The sequence below is a fragment of the Bacteroidota bacterium genome (genome assembly GCA_039111535.1).
Taxonomy (GTDB): domain Bacteria; phylum Bacteroidota; class Rhodothermia; order Rhodothermales; family JAHQVL01; genus JBCCIM01.
The window spans coordinates 1-17,372 of record JBCCIM010000146.1 but is presented as its reverse complement, the minus strand read 5'-3'; the positions used below and the strand labels follow the sequence as shown (position 1 = coordinate 17,372).

The window sequence follows — 17,372 nt, the reverse complement described above, 5'->3', positions numbered from 1 at the left end:
GTAGCTTGCAATCCACTATTGCGTATAACCTTTAGCACGGTCAAAAAGCCTCCAAGGGTGCCCATCAACTAAAAGCGTTCTATTTTATGGAATATCCCAGCGCAGAGGATCAATAGATTTTTCTGAACACCCCTGGTTCGGTGTTCGATATTCATCCTAAAGGGCCACTGAGACTCTGCTTTCCTTCAGGAACAAGCCGGCGCTAAAGAAATATTTTCAGTCGGTATACTAATTCCTTTTTACAACCGTTATAAGCCATATCAGACCCCGGTCGATGCTGGCTGACCATTTAAACGCTGCCTCGTGGATGCATCCGAGTGACGAGCACTTAGTAACCGCCTACCTAGAACGTGGCGATCAACGCGCATTTAGCTTGCTTGTTGAACGACATCAGGAACGCATTTTTGGCTTCCTGCTGGGGATGGTACGCGACCGCAGCATGGCCAATGACCTGTTTCAGGAGACGTTCCTGCGGGTGATCAAAGCCATGCACAATCAACGCGGTTCATACGACCAGCAAGGTCGATGGCTTGCGTGGGTAATGCGAATAGCGCGAAACGCTGCGCTTGACCATCTCCGTAGCAGAAAAAAATGGCAGGATGTGTCAGACCATGGCGATGAAGAAAGTGCTTCTTTCTGGGATCGCCTGCCGGCTGAAGACCTCAAGGCTGATGATTTGCTCCACAACAACGAACAACGTGACTGGTTGGCCACATGCATCGACCAGCTTTCACCCGATCAGCGGGAAGTTTTGCTTTTACGCCACGAAGCTGAGCTCACCTTCAAAGAAATTGCGCAGATGACAGACTGCTCCATCAACACGGCCCTTGGCCGGATGCGGTATGCGCTGTTGAATTTACGCAAGATGATGACTGATAAAAAAAAACGTCAGACTGAACTGACGTCGTCCTGAAACCCCAGCATATATGGACAAGAAGCTACAATTAATACGGCACTTGTATGGTGAGTCTGAAGACCGCGATACCCCATTGCGTGATCTACTCCAGGATGATGCCCTGAAACACGAGTATCAGGAACTCAACGAGTCCAAATTCTGGCTTGACCATACCATGCACGAGCGTCCTGAGCAGGATGTGCTCGACAAAATATTTGCAGCCGCACAACAGGCCAGCGATGCTGCGCCCCCTGCTGCTGCCCCATTGAACCTTGGTGACAAACACAACCGCCGGGCAGACCGGGCACCCGTTGCAAATAAACCCAAAACCCGCCGGCGCCTGTTTGCGCCAGTTGCAGGTGTACTCATGCTCCTTGCAACGGTGGGCATCGGCTATCAACTGCTGCTGTCACCAGATGCTGAACTCAATCAGATTGCTTCGCAGCAACTGAATAAATCAGTGGCACCTGAATCTGCTGACCGGGCACCAGCCTTTGCAGACAGCGACGTGATGCCAAATGAAGAAGCAACAGCATCTCGATTTGAACAACCGCCTGCGCCCGAAGCGCTGATGGCAGATATACAACTGGAAAATGAACGCAGCGATGACGTTGCCGGCCTGACGCTCAGCAGCGCCACTGTTGCTGATACCAGCTTGCCGGAATGGAACGACGATCTCGATGACGTGCTCAAATTCCAGCGAAGAATAGACATGCTCCTTGAGCAAAACCAGGACCTGGCATGGGATGAAGCCGCTGTGCCACTTGAACTGCTTCCCGCCAGCCGCCCGGCAAATCCCGCTGTACGTCAGGCAGGTAGCAGAAGAACCTCAGGCAATCAATAAATGACGATGAAACGCTCTTATATAAAGATCTGTCAATGGACCTGCGCTTTTGTTGCCGTGTTGCTCTTTGCCGGCACTACAGCGTCTTTTGCACAGACCTATACCCTTACCATCCGCAATGGTGAGGTATACGTAAACGGCAAAATGCTCGAAAGAGATGAAATCCCCGCTTCGCTTGATGCAGAAACCATTGAAGCAACCCTCTCTTTCCCGCAGCCTAACTTCGAATTCAACGGCCATTACTACAAAATTGAAAACGACCAGCTCCTCGATGTAACCCCGGAAGGCCGGGTCGATAACCGGACGCAGGTCATCTTTCGCAGCAATGCCCCTGCTGCTGATGCGGAATACAGCGAGTCTTATGGCGCGCAGCGCGCCCGCAAAAGCTCGGGCTATGCATTCAGCACGCGCCAGGGCGATCCCAATGTTGTAATGCAGCAGTACGTGATCGAGCTAAAGCAAAATGCCAGCGAACTCAACGCCATGCGTGAGACCCTGCCACAAAGCAAAGCACACGATCTCATTCAGCAGGTTCAGATTCAGGCTGAGCAAGCTGCACAGCTGGCGCAAGACTTGCCCTACCTCGAAATGCAACGGTATTTTGCCACGGTGCGGGCTGAAGACGAATTGCTATATCAGCGGCTTGTTACCGAACTCGAACTTGAGCGAGAAACCCAGCGCCTCGCAGCGCAGGTAAGGCAGATGCCTTCCAGTGAAAGCCGCTCATCCAAAGTTGAAGAACTGCGAGAAATGCTCGGCTCAATTCTCGAATTGAAGCAGGAAAATCGCCGGCTCGAAATTGAGCAACTTGAAGAGCAACTTGCGGTACTGAAACAACGGTTCTCAGAACGTGAAGCAATGAAAGATCGAATGATCGAACGGCGCCTGAAAGAACTGGTTGGTTCAACCCAATAAGGCATTACGATTTACTACCTCCCGCGTACCAACTCAGGTACGTAAAGCAGTAACGAGAGCCCTGGCTTTGTCCAGGGTTTCTTCGTATTCAGCAACCGGGTCCGAATCACTTACAATCGCTCCTCCGACATTGAAATAACACTTCCCGTCTGCCACAACAATACTGCGGATCACAATATTCAAATCCAGTGTGCCGGCAAAATCGATATACCCGATCGCACCCGAATAGATACCACGCGTCGACTTCTCCAGCGAGGCGATCACTTTCATGGCTTCAATTTTTGGCGCCCCTGTCATCGAACCACCAGGAAAACAGGCCTTGATTAGATCAAACAGATCATTCTGGGCTGCAAGCTTGCCCCGTATGGCAGAGACCAGTTGCAACACGGTTGCGTAACGCTCTACGCGGAGCAATTGCGGCACGTGCACGCTCCCTATTTCTGAAACCCGACTCAGGTCATTGCGCACCAGGTCGACAATCATCAAGTTTTCTGCGCGGTCTTTTTCAGAATTTTGGAGTTCGTCTTCCAGTTGTAAATCATGCAGCAGGGTTTCACCGCGCCGGCGCGTTCCTTTGATCGGCCGACTTTCGATATTCCGTTCGCTATCAAGATGCAGGAATCGTTCTGGAGAAGAGCAGACTACCTGCACTTCGGGCAATTGCAAAAAGCTGGAAAAAGGCGCCGGGTTTATTTCGCGAAGCGATTGATACAACGCCCATGGGGTTCGTTGTTGTGTACAAGTATACCCGTGTGTGAGGCATACTTCATAAACGTCCCCCTCGCGAATGTGTGACTTAACGGTTTTGACGGCTTCGATGTAACTCTCACGGCTGTGTTCAGCTTCGAGTTCAAACGATGCAATGTTTTCTGCCGGCGCAGCTGCGTCCTGTGAAGTTGTCGCGCAACGGGCAAATGAATCGAGGCGATTTCGCAAACCTTCCATCCGCATCTGCGCCTGAGCCCGCGCTTCCGCTTCGTCCTTGCCGCGCCCCAAGACTGACAAGTAGCTCTTGCCAGATGTATGACAATAAGCGAAGGCGTGGTCCACAAAAAGGAAGCACGCTACAGGCAGTCCGGTGTGGTCAACGGGTACCGTGGGAATGGCTTCAATAAGCGCGCCAGCTTCATACGCGAGATAGCCCACCCCACCAGCGTAAAAAGGTAACTTGCTTGCGTTGTAGGATGCCGGTGGTACCTCATAAGCTTCGAAGGTAGAGCGCAGATCATCAAACAAATCTACCGCTTCATAGCGCTCTCGTTTACTTCCTCCCTCATGAAAATACTCCAAACTCACCTGCACTCCCCCCCTGGTTGATGACGCGCCCCGTTCTTGGGATAAAGCTGCAAAAGCACGGTAAACCATGAAGGGATTACTGCCCATAAAAGAAAAACGTCCCAGGGTTTGCTCCGCCAGCGAACTATCCAGAAAATAGGCGTGCGGATCTGCACGAAATACCTCAAAAAAGCGCCAAAAAGGCAAATCTGTTTCGTACACTTCAAGCAAATGAAAGACAGCTTGTGTTTCAGGTTGGTGCCCCATCATCCCCACAACTGGTATAAATAGTACATATCTCAGCCAGAAAGCCTGTAAAATTATTCGGCATTACCCCATGATCGCCATGTAGTTTCAGATTTTTTGGTAGTTTGCAACATGCTAACACAGAGGATTTGTACTTGATAATGAATGCATTTCAATTGATCCAGCGTAGCTGCCTCCTGCTGCTCCTCCTAATTTCTCCCAAACAGGTCTTTGCGCAGGGCAATGTCCCAAGTCCGGTTGATGTGTTTGGATTTGAACCCGGTGCGGACTACAAAATGGCTAATTATAGCCAGGTAGTCGACTATTTCCAGCAACTGGATGCTGCTTCGGATCGGGCAGAAATGATCAAAATTGGCACCTCAGTTCTGGGCCGGCCGCTATTGCTCATGTTCATCTCCTCGGCTGCCAATATCAAAAAACTAGATCACTACAAGTCCATTAGTGCAAAACTGGCGCGTGCGCGCATCGATGAAAATACAGCCCGACAGTTGGCCGACGAAGGCAAAGCTGTTGTTTGGATTGATGGCGGTATGCATGCAACCGAGCGGGCCGGCGGCCAGATGACGCCGGCGCTTGCCCATCGCCTTGTTACCGAAAACTCTGCTGAAATGCAGGAAATACGAGACAAGGTCATCATCCTGTTGATGCCAAACCTCAATCCAGACGGACTCGATATTGTGACCAATTGGTACAACAAAAACCTGGGCACGCCTTTCGAGACGACCAGTCCGCCGTGGCTTTACCATCACTATGTTGGCCACGACAACAACCGTGACTGGTTCATGAACAACATGCCCGAGTCTGAGGCAGTATCCGGCATTATCTACAACGAGTGGTATCCGCAGATCATCCACAACCACCACCAAACTTCGCCTGCATGGGCACGCATTTTTCTTCCACCCTTTTCAGACCCTGTAAACCCTAATATCCACCCCGGTGTGACAACTGGTGTCAACCTTGTAGGCACCGCCATGGCCAATCGATTTGCCATGAAAAAAATGCCCGGTGTGATTTCCGACTTTCAGTATAGCATGTGGTGGAACGGTGGCATGCGCACCGCCCCGTATTTCCACAACATGATTGGCATCCTTACAGAAACGGCTCATGCTACCCCTACCCCACGGTATTACGAACCGCAAGACAAGCCCAATATCCTGGGATCACGGCGTAGCAGCACGCCCACAAACGGGACCGACATCTTTTACCCTTATCCATGGGAAGGGGGGCAGTCATCCTTCAGCGATGCCGTTTCTTACATGATCACCGCTTCCATGGGGATTCTCAGTATAGCTGCTGACAGAAAGGAAAAGTGGCTCTACAATATCTATAGCATGGGTAGGGATGCCATTACCTCGTCTGACTACTACGCATACGTCATTCCAGCAACCCAATGGGATACGGGGGAGAGCAAGCGACTTGTAGACGTACTACGTAAAACCGGCATCGAAGTGCACCAGGCCGAGCGCGGATTTACAGCGGGCGGCAACCGGTATGGGAAAGGCACATTTGTCGTACGGACGGCACAGGCATTTCAGCCTATGTTAACGGACTTGATGGAACCGCAACACTACCCGGAGCAGCGCTTTGCAGATGGATCACCGCGCGTGCCTTATGATTTGGCTGGATGGACGCTCCCGCTTCAAATGGGCGTCGAAGTCAAACGTATCGTTGCCCCGTTCAAAGCACAACTCCGGCCTTACGCATCAACGAAAGCCCTCGCAAGTGCTGGCGTCGTGCCAGCCAGACCGGCTTATGGCTACCTGCTTGCGTCAGGTCCCAACGCAGTCACTGCTGCGAGCAACACCTTACTGGCTGCAGGAGATGATCTGTACTGGACAGCCGATTCCCTCAAGGCCGGCCGAAGGACGTATGCCCCCGGCTCGATTGTAATCCGGATAGGTGAAGGAACACACGACAGGATTTCAGCACTTGCTTCTCAGCATAACCTTTCGTTTGACGGCTTACAAGCTGCCCCTGATGTTACACTACACAAAGTACAGCAGGCCCGCATCGGACTTTACAAATCGTGGGTAGCCAACATGGATGAAGGATGGACACGCTGGTTGCTCAAAACCTACAATTTCCAGGTTGACACCCTGCATGACGCCGACGTCAATACTGCCAATCTCCAGCAATATCATGCGGTCATCCTGCCAAGCCAAAGCAGCAACAGTTTGTTAAATGGCCATGCCGAGCAGACAATGCCGGCAGCATATACAGGCGGACTTGGCCTCAATGGCACACTGGCCCTCAAAAACTATGTTGAACGTGGTGGCACCCTGATCTCTCTGGATGCATCAAGCGACTTTGTCATTGAGCAATTTGGGCTACCGGTAAAAAGTGTTGTCAAAAACCTGGCGTCAGACAAGTTCTTCATTCCCGGATCATTGATTCGAGCCAATGTCAACCAGGAGCATCCTCTTGCGTTCGGCATGCAACCCGAGGCGGCGTTATCCTTCCAACGGAGCCGCGCCTTCGAGCCTGTAGTTCGGGATAGACGTGGTGAGGGAGGCGAAGAAGAGATTGTTGCAGCGCCGGCTCCTGATGTTCAGGTTGTTGTTTCTTATGCAGCCGACGATTTACTGCTTAGTGGATGGGCGCTGGGTGAAAAACAGTACATCAGTAACAAGGCGGCCCTGTTGAATGTACCGCACGGCCAGGGCAACATTGTGCTCTTTGGTTTCAGGCCGCAATTTCGCGGGCAGCCCGGTGGCACGTATAAACTTCTATTCAATGCCATCCATACAGCAACTATGCAGGAACAGCCTTTCTTTTCTGGAGAACAAAGCGTATTGCCAAACCCGAATCAAAATTAGATCAGACACAAGCCAAAACACACAAGCATGATAGATCGACGGAAGTTTCTGAAGTACTCCGCATTGGCCGGCACCTTTGCATCCACCGCACTGGCGCCATCCATCCTCGCCAATCCGTACGCACCGCGGATCCTGACAAAACGCGGTTCACCCGTACGCATCCGGGGCATCGTGCAATCTGAAGGCCAGGGATTGATCGATGTAAGTGTTTCAGATGGTCGAACGGTTGTGCGCACAAAGACCGATGGGACCTTCGAGATCATTTCGGACAGCCGGCAGCCGTTTGTGCAGCTTACTGTACCCGGAGGATTTAATCTCAACAAAAACAACACGGGCACAGCAAACTTCTATGTCCCCATCGAAGCCGATCAGGCCGGCGAGGCCACGGCTACCTTTGACCTCACGCCCCTAAAAAAGCGTACCAACGATCACGCCTTTCTCGTTTTTGCAGATACCCAAACGCAAAACGAATTTGAGATGGGCCTCCTCCATCAGCAGACAGTGCCTGATGCTATAAAAACCATCAACCGGCTGGGAGACCAGCAGTTGTTTGGTGTGGGCTGTGGCGACATTATGTTTGATGACTTGAGTCTTTTCCCGGAGTACGAGCGGGCGGTGTCGGATATGGGCATTCCATTTTTCCAGGTAATTGGTAACCACGATTTGAACATGGATGCTTCTACAGATGAGGCATCTACAGCAACGTTCTCCGAACATTTTGGCCCCCGCTATTACTCTTTCGATCGCGGTTTTGTGCACTACATTGTGCTAGATGATGTCTTCTGGCATAGCCAGGGTTACTTCGGCTATATCGATGACTTGCAATTTGAATGGTTGACCCAGGATTTGTCTTATATCGAACCGGGCCGACCAGTTGTAGTGTTTGCCCACATCCCGGGCATGAGTACGGGCCGGCTTAGGATGGGAGAATCAAAACCCGACATCAGCCACTCGATCACCAATCGTGAACGGCTGTACCGGATGCTTGAGCCATACAATGCCCACCTCATCTCAGGCCACACCCACGAGAACGAACATGTCTACGTAGGGGGCATCCATGAACACATCCACGGTGCCGTGTGTGGTGCCTGGTGGAGCGGACCAATTTGCCCTGATGGCACACCAAATGGCTACGGTGTCTATGAAATCAAAGGTGAAAGTGTACGCTGGCGATATAAGAGCACAGGATACGACCAGGACTATCAAATGCGGGTTTATCCTCGTGGTGCTGACCCAACTGCGCCAACAGAAATTGTAGCCAATGTGTGGGATGCAGATCCTTCCTGGGAAGTACGCTGGTTTGAGGATGGCATCCAGAAAGGGCAGATGTCGCGCCGGTCAGGACGCGATCCATTGTCAATTGAGCTTCACACGGGCACCGCCTTGCCGGCACGGCGGCCCTGGGTTGAACCCAAAATCCATAACCACCTCTTCTATGCCCCGGTATCTCCCGGTACAAAAGAAGTCCGGGTAGTTGCTACCGATGGTTTTGACAGAACCTACGCAACGGCCGTAGAACTTTCTTGAGGCGTAACTTATTTGCAAAACCTGAGTAGGCCCGCATAACCATCTTTGTATTTTTTCGTTATTGACAAAACCACCAGGTAGACAATCACCATGTACAAAAGCATCCTCCTCACCCTTTTACTTCTGCTTGTAGCCTCGCCGGCATTGGCCCAGTACGAATCGGACACAGAATCAGTTGATGCCATTATCACAGCAGTTTATGAGTCGATTTCTGGTCCTGCCGGCCAGGAACGCGATTGGGATCGATTCCGCAATATGTTTGCACCTGGCGCACAACTCATTCCTGTAGCCGTAAGGCCAGATACTGTAGCGGCAGTGTATAACAGCGTTGATGGCTACATTGAGCGTGCCAATCCATACTTCATCCAAAACGGATTTTTCGAAACGGAAGTGACCCGTACAACAGAGCAGTACGGCCAAATTCTGCATACGTTTAGCACGTATGAATCGCGATCAAATGCTGACGATCCGGAGCCATTTGCGCGCGGCATCAACAGCTTCCAGCTTCTGAATGACGGCAACCGCTGGTGGATCATCAATATTTTCTGGGTTGATGAGCAGTCAGCCGGCGAACCCATTCCGCAGAAATATCTGAACAAATAAGCCTTGCCTGGCACAGGACAACCCTCGCGATGATCAATGGATTTGCCGCATCTGCGTTTGTAAATGAAGGTATTCAGCACACGTTGTATACGCGCGGCAACGGACCAGGTATTGTGCTAATTCATGAATTGCCCGGATTGACAAAATCCTGCATCGGCCTCGCAAACCGATTGGTCGATGCAGGATACCGGGTTTACATGCCCCTGCTCTTTGGTAAACCGGGTAAGACGGCCATGAAGCGCAACTTGATGCATGTGTGCATCAGTCGTGAATTCAGGGTTCTCGCCACAGGCAAATCCAGCCCGGTTGTCGATTGGTTGCGCGCGATATGCCACAAAGCGCATGAAGAATGCGGCGGCCCCGGCGTTGGTGCAATTGGAATGTGTCTGACGGGCAACTTTACCATTTCGTTAATGGCCGACCCCGTCATGCTTGCGCCCGTTTCGTGTCAACCCTCCCTCCCCTTTCCCATAACCCCCAGACACAAAGCCGCATTGGCTGTTGCCCCTCGCGAGCTTACTGCTGCCCAAGCGCGCGCAGAAGCGGGGCAACAACTTATGTGTTTCAGATTCAGCGGTGACGCAATTTCCCCAGAGGAACGCTTTGAAGCCCTTGCAAACATTTTTGGGCCGGCATTTCTGGGCACGCAGATTGATTCATCTGCAGGCAATCAGCATGACATCCACGCCAAAGCACACGCCGTACTAACAAGTGATTTTGTCGATAAAGCCGGGCACCCCACACGGGCAGCATTGGATCGGGTATTGGGCTTTTTTGAAACGCGCCTCAAGGCTGATTAACCCAGAATAAGCGTTCTCTGGCAACGCCCCTTTTATTCTGGCAAAAGCGCCGTATCTTCCCCACGATTCGTAACAAGAACCTCGTGCAATATGCAGTTTACAACGCTTGGCAAAACAGATATAAAAGTCTCCAGCATCAGCATGGGTTGCTGGGCTATTGTGGGCGGCCTCAACTGGGGACATCAAGAGGAATCCGCATCTCTTGAGGCATTGCGAGCAGCCTACGACGCCGGCATCACGTTTTTTGATACCGCTGAAATGTATGGCGACGGCTTGTCAGAACAGCTTATCGCCAAGGCGCTGCATGATGTACGCTCAGAAATTGTGATCGCATCCAAAGTGAGCCCGCAGCACTTTGCGCCGGCCGACTTGCGTAAAGCTTGTGAGCGCAGCCTCAAAAACCTTAAGACTGATTACATCGACCTGTACCAATTGCACTGGCCCAATCGCGCTGTTCCCCTCGAAGATAGCATCGATATGTTGATACGGCTAAAAGACGAAGGCAAAATTCGCTCATACGGCGTATCGAACTTTGGCCCCAATGATCTGAACGCCAGCATACAACATGCAGCCGAAATCACGAGTAATCAGTTGGCCTACAGCATGCTGTTTCGGGCCATCGAATTTGATATCGCCCCAATATGCAAACGCGAGGATATTTCTATTCTTTGCTACTCACCACTGCTGCATGGATTGCTAACCGGTAAGTTTGCCTCGATCAACGAAATACCTGAAGATCGCGCAAGGACCAGGCACTTCAACTCAAACATATGGCCCCAGGCACGGCACGGAGAACCGGGCTTTGAAACGGAAATGATGGACGTGATTGAAGGATTGCGGGCGCTTGCGGATGGACTTGGAGAATCGATGGCCAACATGGCCCTCGCGTGGCTGCTGCGGCAACCTGGGGTGGGCGCTGTTGTGATGGGCGGCAGGAATGCGGACCAGGTGCGGCGCAATGCGCAAGCAGCAAGCACTTCGCTTTCGGGCGATGTAATCGAAGCATTGGACAGCATGTCACAACCGTTGAAACGACTCATGGGCCGAAATGCAGACATGTGGCAGTCAACGTCGAGAATTGATTAAAAGATGATGCAGGTACATATTGCGCCATATCCGGACTTTGCGCCGGCACTTTTTACAACTGCATTTCCCAGTCCACTTGCGGACTTCCCTTCCCCTGCCTGGCTCACTGCCCTCCTCTCTGTTCAAGCTGAGGCCCCTGTTGGTCGGTCAGAAGAACGTCGCAAAGCAGTGCGTGATCTGCTCAGGCACAAAGGCTACAAACCCACTGGCCGCGGCAAGCCGGCTTCAGAGTACCTGGTTAAAGCTGCGGAAGCAGCGCGGCTTAACACGATCAATACGCCCGTTGATGCCTGCAATGTAGTATCGCTGCATAGCGGCCTGCCCATCAGTGTTGTTGATCTTGATTGCACGCAGGGTGATCTACAGATTAAAGCCGGCGATGTAAATGCCAGCTATGTCTTTAATGCATCCGGCCAGGAAATCAGTGTAGCCGGCCTGCTTTGCCTGCACGACGCCGCCGGCCCCTGCGCAAATGCCGTAAAAGACGCGCAGCGTACCAAAACCAGCGACACAACCACGCGCACCCTTTCTATTATTTGGGGATCGGATGCGTACAGTGACCACGTGCAGGCCACGCTCAATTGGTACCTGGAATTGCTTGCCAGGCTGGGCTGTGAAACACAGCAGGTCGGAGAGTTGCATGATCCTAATTAAGCGGAACCCCGATTCAAAGGTGACATGGGGAGAGCCTGGCGCCATTCAACAAGCAGAGTTGCATTTCCGCTTCCTATTATTCGATATTCAAGGCATCTCCAACCACACCTTGTACGCTTGTGCGAAAAATACTTGTAGTTATTCTTCTCCTGCTCGCCGCTTGCACGCAGCCGGCGGCTGACAATTGGCAACGCGGACCTTTTGTAAAACATCCCGCAAATCCCATCCTTCTGCCACAAGGAGATACATGGGAAGCCAAAGACCTGTTTAATCCAACAGCCTGGACTGATGGCGATACCATTTACCTGTTTTACCGTGCTGAAGACACGACGGGTATTGGCGTCTGGAATGGGACTTCTCGAATAGGCCTTGCCCGCAGCACAGACGGCGTTACGTTTACCCGCGACCCAGAGCCCATGCTTAGCCCAACTGAACCATGGGAATTGCCGGGTGGCACCGAAGACCCACGCATCACAAAAGTTGACGATACGTACTACCTCACTTACACCGCTTACGATGGCAAACAGGCACGCCTTGGTCTTGCTACGTCCAAAGACTTTTCCAATTGGGAAAAACACGGCCCCATCTTCCCCGACATCGAATGGACCAAGTCTGGTGCCATTCTGGATGTGCCTGTGAACGGCAAGTATTGGATGTATTTTGGTGACACCCACGTATGGGCAGCGCATTCGGAAGATCTGATCAGCTGGACCTGGATTGAAGAGCCCGTGTTACCCCAACGCCCCGGCCAATTTGATAGTCGCGTTGTCGAGCCCGGCCCAGAGCCACGAATGACCAAAGACGGTATTCTTCTGCTTTACAATGGCGCAGATGACGACCTCGTTTACCGGAGCGGCCAGGCGCTCTTTGACGCCAATGACCCAACCAGGCTGCTCAAACGATCAGACACGCCATTCCTGGTACCCGATGCTAAACTTGAACAAGAAGGCCAGATTGCCAATGTTGTATTTATCGAAGGACTCGTTGAATACAAAGATACCTGGTTCTTGTATTTTGGTATGGGCGATTCTGGAATTGGAGTAGCAACCTGTGAAGGCGCGTGTTTTATGTCACCTCCGGAATAGCCGGCACTTCAACAGAAAAGCCCGATGGGTCATCACCAGCCATGCCGAACCTGACGCCGCTCCCCCACAAGACACTCTTACAACTCAAACGATGGAATACGCCTACCATCTACAATGGCTGGGAGCAAATTACGCGACACAACCCGGCCAGAGACGGCATCAATCTGGAAGAAACCAGAGATTTCATGCCGCAGATGGGCCCTATGGTTGGTTATGCGGTTACCCTTATAATCGAACCCAGCAACGCCGCGCATGCAAGCAACGGCTGGGCGACGTACCGAAACTATTTAGCGTCAGTGCCCGGTCCTAAAATTGTTGTTGTGCAGGATCTCGACAAGCCCGAAGTTGTCGGCTCTATGTGGGGTGAGGTTAATGCCAATACACACAAAGCGCTTGGTTGTGTTGGGACCATAACTGATGGCTCGATACGAGACCTCGACGAAATGACAAACGCCGGCTTCAAAGCGTTGGCCCGCCGGCTGTCGGTAGGCCATGCCCACGCAACACCGGTTCGCTGGAATTGTGAGGTAGACGTGTTTGGCCAAACCATTCATCCTGGTCAGCTCATTCACGCCGACAAACACGGATTTCTCGCCATTCCATCAGGTGAAGAATCAGACTTGCTGGAGGCAGCTGTCTTCATGGATGTGAACGAGTGCAATACCGTAATTCCAGCCGCGCGTGACATCCAGGGAAAGTCTACACCGGAAATCCTTCAGCAATTGAAAGACGCCGGCGAAGCCTTTCAGCAAGCAGCCAGGGAAAAGTTTGGCCGGCAGGGCGAATGGTAGTCGATTTATTCAAACTCATCCTCTTCCCACAATTTCTGCCAGGCCCGCCCGATATGCATCCGGTTATACCGTTCCGGAAACTGTTCTTCAAGCATTTCGCTTACGGCAGGATAGTGACTTGAATCCATATTGGGAAAAAGGTGGTGTTCGGTATGGTATGAAAAATTCTCATGCAGCCGATCCCAAAAACGGGGCACAACAACAGAAGTACTGCCAGCTACAGGATCGTGGCTCTCGCATACAGGATTCAGGTAGTGATTGGTGAACACGTATATCATTATAATCCCAGAGACAAGCACAACCGGAATTGGTCCTGCCCAGATATAATTCATCCAGGTCGCCCCGCTTAAGTGCCAGATCACCACTTGTATAACGGCAATAACACCCAATTCAAAAGTCACGCGTATTTGCTCGCGTGTGGAGAATTTTACTTTGTACGGGACCACTTCAGGTTTTGCCTTGTCAGGGTAGAATACACCGGCTACGTTTCGGAGGATATACGGGACAAAGTGCGCTCCTACAACAGGATTCCACCGGAATGCCTTTCTACTCGGATAAAAAATGCGCGAGTATATCCGTGTAGTCACAGTCTCTTCGGTTTTCAAAAACCTGCGGTCTGGATCTTGGGGCGTATTTGCATGGGCATGGTGCGATCGATTGTGAACACGAATCCACATGGTTGCAGGAATCAGGTTGAGCCCCCATAGCACAACCTCAAGAGGATAGCGAAGCTTGCCTTGCCTCAGGATGGTGTTGTGTGATAGGTCATGGGCTATAAATGCGAGGCATGCCATCAAGTTGGCAATCACAATCGACAGTGCTGCGCGCATCCACCACGTAAAATCCATAGCAAGAAGCAGGTAACAACCGCCAAGTGTTAACAGATATCCTGATGCTTTCAACAATTTGCGAGGGTTGGGCCGAAAAACGTGTCCGGGTAGCGCCGGCTTTAGCACTTTCAAATAGTGCCCGTGCGGCAGCAGGTCTTCTGTCTTATACATTGGAGGATTCGGTTGGATAAACGGTTTTACCAAACTGTGCATCAACATCGAGAAAGCCAGCCCCCGCTTTTATATGCAGAAATAGATTTACCCCTTCAGGCTCAGCGAGCACGCGCACGTGCTGCGGGTCAATACTACACGCTTGTGACAGTTGAACAAGTTGATCTGCAGAACGATGGATAAGGTGCCAGTCGCCAATCACTTCCATATAGGCGCGGCTGGGATTGGCTGGAGAAAAATTCCCGATGATCACCTCACCATCTGGCGCAAGCATATCCAGTAATCGATTGAGCAGGAATACAAACTGATTGTCATTGAGATAATCAAAAAGACCAGCGGACCAGATCAGCCGATACGCTTCAGCAGATCTAAATCGAAAAGCATTTGATTGCTCAAAACGGATGTGCTCTCGAAAATCACCACACAGCTTTTGTGCATATGCGATTGCATGCTGATCCTGATCCACGCAGCAAATCGAACAACGTGGATGTACAGAGGATTGAAAGTATTCAAGTACATCCCGTCCAGGACCGCTTGCGAGATTGAGTACCGAAACTGCCCCCGTTGTAACAGCTTCAAGCTGAAGCATAAGATGCTTAAACAGTTGTTTTCTGTTCCGCACAGCTCTCACAGCACTACAATTCTGAAAGAATGCATCCCATCGGTAAAACTCGGGCGACGTGTTGTGGTGGTTCTGATAAATCAGGTCGAGTGTCCAGAAATCGCCGGCATATCCATAGGGTTTTTCATACGCTATCCCTTGCATGGTACTGCTAGAAAGTGCCGGGCCCAACAAGCTCCGAAATGAGCCAAGCGCATCCTCCGAAATACTCCCTTGCGCAATGCCAGCATGCAGATATTGCACGAGCATTTCGAATCCAGTTGCATCCAAAGATGCAGCAGTGTTCGCACTGGAATGCTGCTTTGCATGTTCAAATAGTGCACGCTTGGTCATCATCATGTGATCTAAAACCCCAGCGTTATATCCTGACAAGACAAACGCGGCTATATCAGCTTGGAAGAATCAGTTTTCTCCAAACTAGCACGCGTGCTCCTTTGCTAGCATCCTCTAAATACATGAATTTGATGAGCAGTCGATTCACAAATCAACCGTCTCAGTGCCCTGAACACAAGCTGGCATTCCAATTGCAGGATGCGCATGCATGCGCAAGAAACGTAGAAAAAAGGCCCATCTGAAGTTTCAGTATACCGAGGACAGAAAAAAAGACGCCCTTCGTTTCCTTATTGCCGGCCTTTGTTTTCTGATGATGATCACGGTCTTCTGGAATCAATCCAGCACGCCGCTCAAAAGCCTGAGCAATGGCTACCAGGGGTTTGTATTGAAAGGAAGCCTTGAAGAGCAAATGCTCGATGAAGCCGGCGTCGCGCTCATCAAACACTGGCTCGAAGAGCAAACCTCGCCTACCCTCAACCCATTCAAAATCCTCACCCACTACAGGCGGAGCACAAAGCCAACGCAACACTACGAACTTGCCATTGGTATGGCACCCACTACAGAAGAAGATTTCCGAGAATACGCCATATACCAATCGGGTGACATTATCTATTTACGCGTCGAACCAATGGGTATCGACAGGGTCCTGACCGCAAGGTTTTCACCAGCAGATTTAGAATCCGCCTTAAAGCCGTATATTACGGGCGAATTTCATTCTACATCTGCACATACCCCATGATATACAGAAACTCCCTGCTCGTTTTAAGCCTACTCCTCGTTGCCGCTTGCGCTGAACCGACACCTCCTCCTCCCCCGCCCATACCCGTAACAACTGCGCAAACCAGCAATAGTGAAGTTCTGTTTATTGGTATCAGCGTTGTTGACGATCAGAACGTCTGGATTAGTGGTACGGCTGGCTCATTTGGGAGAACCGTTGATGGTGGCGTAACGTGGCAAATTGGCACAGTACCCGGGGCCGACTCACTGCAATTCAGGGATGTACATGCCGTCGATGCCCAAACGGCTTACCTGCTCAGTATTGGTAATGGAGAAGATTCTCGCATCTATAAAACAACCGATGCCGGCATTAGCTGGACACAGCAATTCACCAATGCCGAAGCTGATGGTTTTTTTGATTGTATGGATTTCTGGGATGAAAACAATGGCATCGCATTCAGCGACTCCTTTGAAGGTGCGTTCTATATTATCAAGACCTCGGATGGCGGTGACACCTGGACCCGCGTTTCTCCAGCGGTGCTCCCACCCGCGCTGGACGGGGAAGGCAGTTTTGCCGCCAGTGGCACCTGTCTAATGGTAAAGGGCGAAAACACAGTCAATATTGTAACGGGCGCCGGCGGCAAATCGCGCGTGCTAACCAGCACCGACCGGGGCCTGTCATGGGATGTTGTAGAAACACCTGTTGCCCACGGCACACCCTCATCGGGCCTGGCGTCTATTTCGTACCTCGACGATAGCCAGGGTGTTGTAGCCGGCGGCGAAATTGCCAAGCCCGATTCTACAGCTGATTCCATAGCCCGCACGCTTGACGGTGGCGCAACCTGGGAAGTAACCGGACACACAACGTTTACGGGTGCCGTTTACGGAATTTCCTACGTACCCAACCAGTCCACACCCACCCTCGTGGCCGCCGGCCCCAAAGGATTGGATTACTCACAGGACAACGGCGACACCTGGAACTCTTTGTCGACAGATAACTATTGGAGTGTGGCTTTTGCCCCATCAGGTAAAGGCTGGGCTACGGGCACAGAAGGCAAAGTTCTGCATATTTCTTTCTGATGCCCGCATTGTTGAAGCGACCCGACTGGCATTAAGACAACCATGATAGATCACAAAGCTG

General features: G+C 51.5%; 16 protein-coding genes. 13 read left to right on the top strand and 3 right to left on the bottom strand.

Annotated features, from left to right (window positions below; genetic code table 11):
* The first annotated feature begins 274 nt into the window (after positions 1 to 274).
* From AAF564_19295 to AAF564_19285, 3 genes are read left to right on the top strand one after another with little or no spacing between them, the layout of a single operon-like run.
* Positions 275 to 913 (top strand): sigma-70 family RNA polymerase sigma factor, encoded by a 639-nt coding sequence (locus tag AAF564_19295; protein ID MEM8487706.1) that lies wholly within the window; start codon positions 275 to 277, stop codon positions 911 to 913.
* A 13-nt stretch (positions 914 to 926) separates the two neighbouring features.
* Positions 927 to 1,739 carry a hypothetical protein gene (locus tag AAF564_19290; protein MEM8487705.1) on the top strand — a complete coding sequence of 271 codons (813 nt, stop codon included), beginning with the start codon at positions 927 to 929 and terminating at the stop codon, positions 1,737 to 1,739.
* 6 nt (positions 1,740 to 1,745) lie between these two features.
* On the top strand, positions 1,746 to 2,654 hold the full coding sequence (locus AAF564_19285) for a hypothetical protein (protein ID MEM8487704.1): 909 nt from the start codon (positions 1,746 to 1,748) through the stop codon (positions 2,652 to 2,654).
* A gap of 33 nt (positions 2,655 to 2,687) precedes the next feature.
* Here AAF564_19285 and pabB read toward each other — a convergent pair whose 3' ends face one another.
* Complete coding sequence (pabB, locus tag AAF564_19280; GenBank protein ID MEM8487703.1) at positions 2,688 to 4,199, bottom strand: aminodeoxychorismate synthase component I; 1,512 nt, start codon at positions 4,197 to 4,199, stop codon at positions 2,688 to 2,690.
* A 137-nt stretch (positions 4,200 to 4,336) separates the two neighbouring features.
* Here pabB and AAF564_19275 point away from each other — a divergent pair, with 137 nt between their 5' ends.
* The 8 genes from AAF564_19275 (at position 4,337) to AAF564_19240 (ending at position 13,558) form a co-directional block, all read left to right on the top strand.
* Positions 4,337 to 7,012, top strand: coding sequence for a M14 metallopeptidase family protein (locus tag AAF564_19275; GenBank protein ID MEM8487702.1), 2,676 nt, complete (start codon positions 4,337 to 4,339; stop codon positions 7,010 to 7,012).
* Between the two features lie 27 nt (positions 7,013 to 7,039).
* Positions 7,040 to 8,539 (top strand): calcineurin-like phosphoesterase C-terminal domain-containing protein, encoded by a 1,500-nt coding sequence (locus tag AAF564_19270; protein ID MEM8487701.1) that lies wholly within the window; start codon positions 7,040 to 7,042, stop codon positions 8,537 to 8,539.
* A 90-nt stretch (positions 8,540 to 8,629) separates the two neighbouring features.
* Positions 8,630 to 9,142 carry a hypothetical protein gene (locus AAF564_19265; GenBank protein MEM8487700.1) on the top strand — a complete coding sequence of 171 codons (513 nt, stop codon included), beginning with the start codon at positions 8,630 to 8,632 and terminating at the stop codon, positions 9,140 to 9,142.
* A gap of 29 nt (positions 9,143 to 9,171) precedes the next feature.
* On the top strand, positions 9,172 to 9,942 hold the full coding sequence (locus AAF564_19260; protein ID MEM8487699.1) for a dienelactone hydrolase family protein: 771 nt from the start codon (positions 9,172 to 9,174) through the stop codon (positions 9,940 to 9,942).
* 90 nt (positions 9,943 to 10,032) lie between these two features.
* Complete coding sequence (locus tag AAF564_19255) at positions 10,033 to 11,028, top strand: aldo/keto reductase (GenBank protein ID MEM8487698.1); 996 nt, start codon at positions 10,033 to 10,035, stop codon at positions 11,026 to 11,028.
* Positions 11,029 to 11,031: 3 nt separating this feature from the next.
* Positions 11,032 to 11,682, top strand: coding sequence for a phenylalanine--tRNA ligase beta subunit-related protein (locus tag AAF564_19250; protein MEM8487697.1), 651 nt, complete (start codon positions 11,032 to 11,034; stop codon positions 11,680 to 11,682).
* 119 nt (positions 11,683 to 11,801) lie between these two features.
* A complete protein-coding gene (locus AAF564_19245) occupies positions 11,802 to 12,767 on the top strand; it encodes a glycoside hydrolase family 130 protein (GenBank protein ID MEM8487696.1) in 966 nt (321 codons plus the stop codon).
* Complete coding sequence (locus tag AAF564_19240) at positions 12,743 to 13,558, top strand: RraA family protein (protein ID MEM8487695.1); 816 nt, start codon at positions 12,743 to 12,745, stop codon at positions 13,556 to 13,558. The genes AAF564_19245 and AAF564_19240 overlap by 25 nt, the downstream gene beginning before the upstream one ends.
* A 5-nt stretch (positions 13,559 to 13,563) precedes the next feature.
* On the opposite strand, the gene AAF564_19235 is transcribed toward AAF564_19240, so the two are convergent.
* Both AAF564_19235 and AAF564_19230 read right to left on the bottom strand, forming a co-directional pair.
* A complete protein-coding gene (locus AAF564_19235; protein ID MEM8487694.1) occupies positions 13,564 to 14,559 on the bottom strand; it encodes a fatty acid desaturase in 996 nt (331 codons plus the stop codon).
* Complete coding sequence (locus AAF564_19230; GenBank protein MEM8487693.1) at positions 14,552 to 15,520, bottom strand: class I SAM-dependent methyltransferase; 969 nt, start codon at positions 15,518 to 15,520, stop codon at positions 14,552 to 14,554. The genes AAF564_19235 and AAF564_19230 overlap by 8 nt, the downstream gene beginning before the upstream one ends.
* Positions 15,521 to 15,722: 202 nt before the next feature.
* Here AAF564_19230 and AAF564_19225 point away from each other — a divergent pair, with 202 nt between their 5' ends.
* Positions 15,723 to 16,253, top strand: a complete 531-nt coding sequence (locus AAF564_19225; GenBank protein ID MEM8487692.1) for a hypothetical protein — start codon at positions 15,723 to 15,725, stop codon at positions 16,251 to 16,253.
* Positions 16,250 to 17,311, top strand: a complete 1,062-nt coding sequence (locus tag AAF564_19220; GenBank protein ID MEM8487691.1) for a glycosyl hydrolase — start codon at positions 16,250 to 16,252, stop codon at positions 17,309 to 17,311. The genes AAF564_19225 and AAF564_19220 overlap by 4 nt, the downstream gene beginning before the upstream one ends.
* Positions 17,312 to 17,372: the final 61 nt, after the last annotated feature.

Excerpts from the sequence above, each read along its gene's own strand:
- AAF564_19295 (MEM8487706.1), top strand. The coding sequence starts at position 275 with ATGCTGGCTGACCATTTAAACGCTGCCTCGTGGATGCATCCGAGTGAC.
- AAF564_19290 (MEM8487705.1), top strand. The coding sequence starts at position 927 with ATGGACAAGAAGCTACAATTAATACGGCACTTGTATGGTGAGTCTGAA.
- AAF564_19285 (MEM8487704.1), top strand. The coding sequence starts at position 1,746 with ATGAAACGCTCTTATATAAAGATCTGTCAATGGACCTGCGCTTTTGTT.
- pabB (MEM8487703.1), bottom strand. The coding sequence starts at position 4,199 with ATGATGGGGCACCAACCTGAAACACAAGCTGTCTTTCATTTGCTTGAA.
- AAF564_19275 (MEM8487702.1), top strand. The coding sequence starts at position 4,337 with ATGAATGCATTTCAATTGATCCAGCGTAGCTGCCTCCTGCTGCTCCTC.
- AAF564_19270 (MEM8487701.1), top strand. The coding sequence starts at position 7,040 with ATGATAGATCGACGGAAGTTTCTGAAGTACTCCGCATTGGCCGGCACC.
- AAF564_19265 (MEM8487700.1), top strand. The coding sequence starts at position 8,630 with ATGTACAAAAGCATCCTCCTCACCCTTTTACTTCTGCTTGTAGCCTCG.
- AAF564_19260 (MEM8487699.1), top strand. The coding sequence starts at position 9,172 with ATGATCAATGGATTTGCCGCATCTGCGTTTGTAAATGAAGGTATTCAG.
- AAF564_19255 (MEM8487698.1), top strand. The coding sequence starts at position 10,033 with ATGCAGTTTACAACGCTTGGCAAAACAGATATAAAAGTCTCCAGCATC.
- AAF564_19250 (MEM8487697.1), top strand. The coding sequence starts at position 11,032 with ATGATGCAGGTACATATTGCGCCATATCCGGACTTTGCGCCGGCACTT.
- AAF564_19235 (MEM8487694.1), bottom strand. The coding sequence starts at position 14,559 with ATGTATAAGACAGAAGACCTGCTGCCGCACGGGCACTATTTGAAAGTG.
- AAF564_19230 (MEM8487693.1), bottom strand. The coding sequence starts at position 15,520 with ATGATGATGACCAAGCGTGCACTATTTGAACATGCAAAGCAGCATTCC.
- AAF564_19225 (MEM8487692.1), top strand. The coding sequence starts at position 15,723 with ATGCGCAAGAAACGTAGAAAAAAGGCCCATCTGAAGTTTCAGTATACC.
- AAF564_19220 (MEM8487691.1), top strand. The coding sequence starts at position 16,250 with ATGATATACAGAAACTCCCTGCTCGTTTTAAGCCTACTCCTCGTTGCC.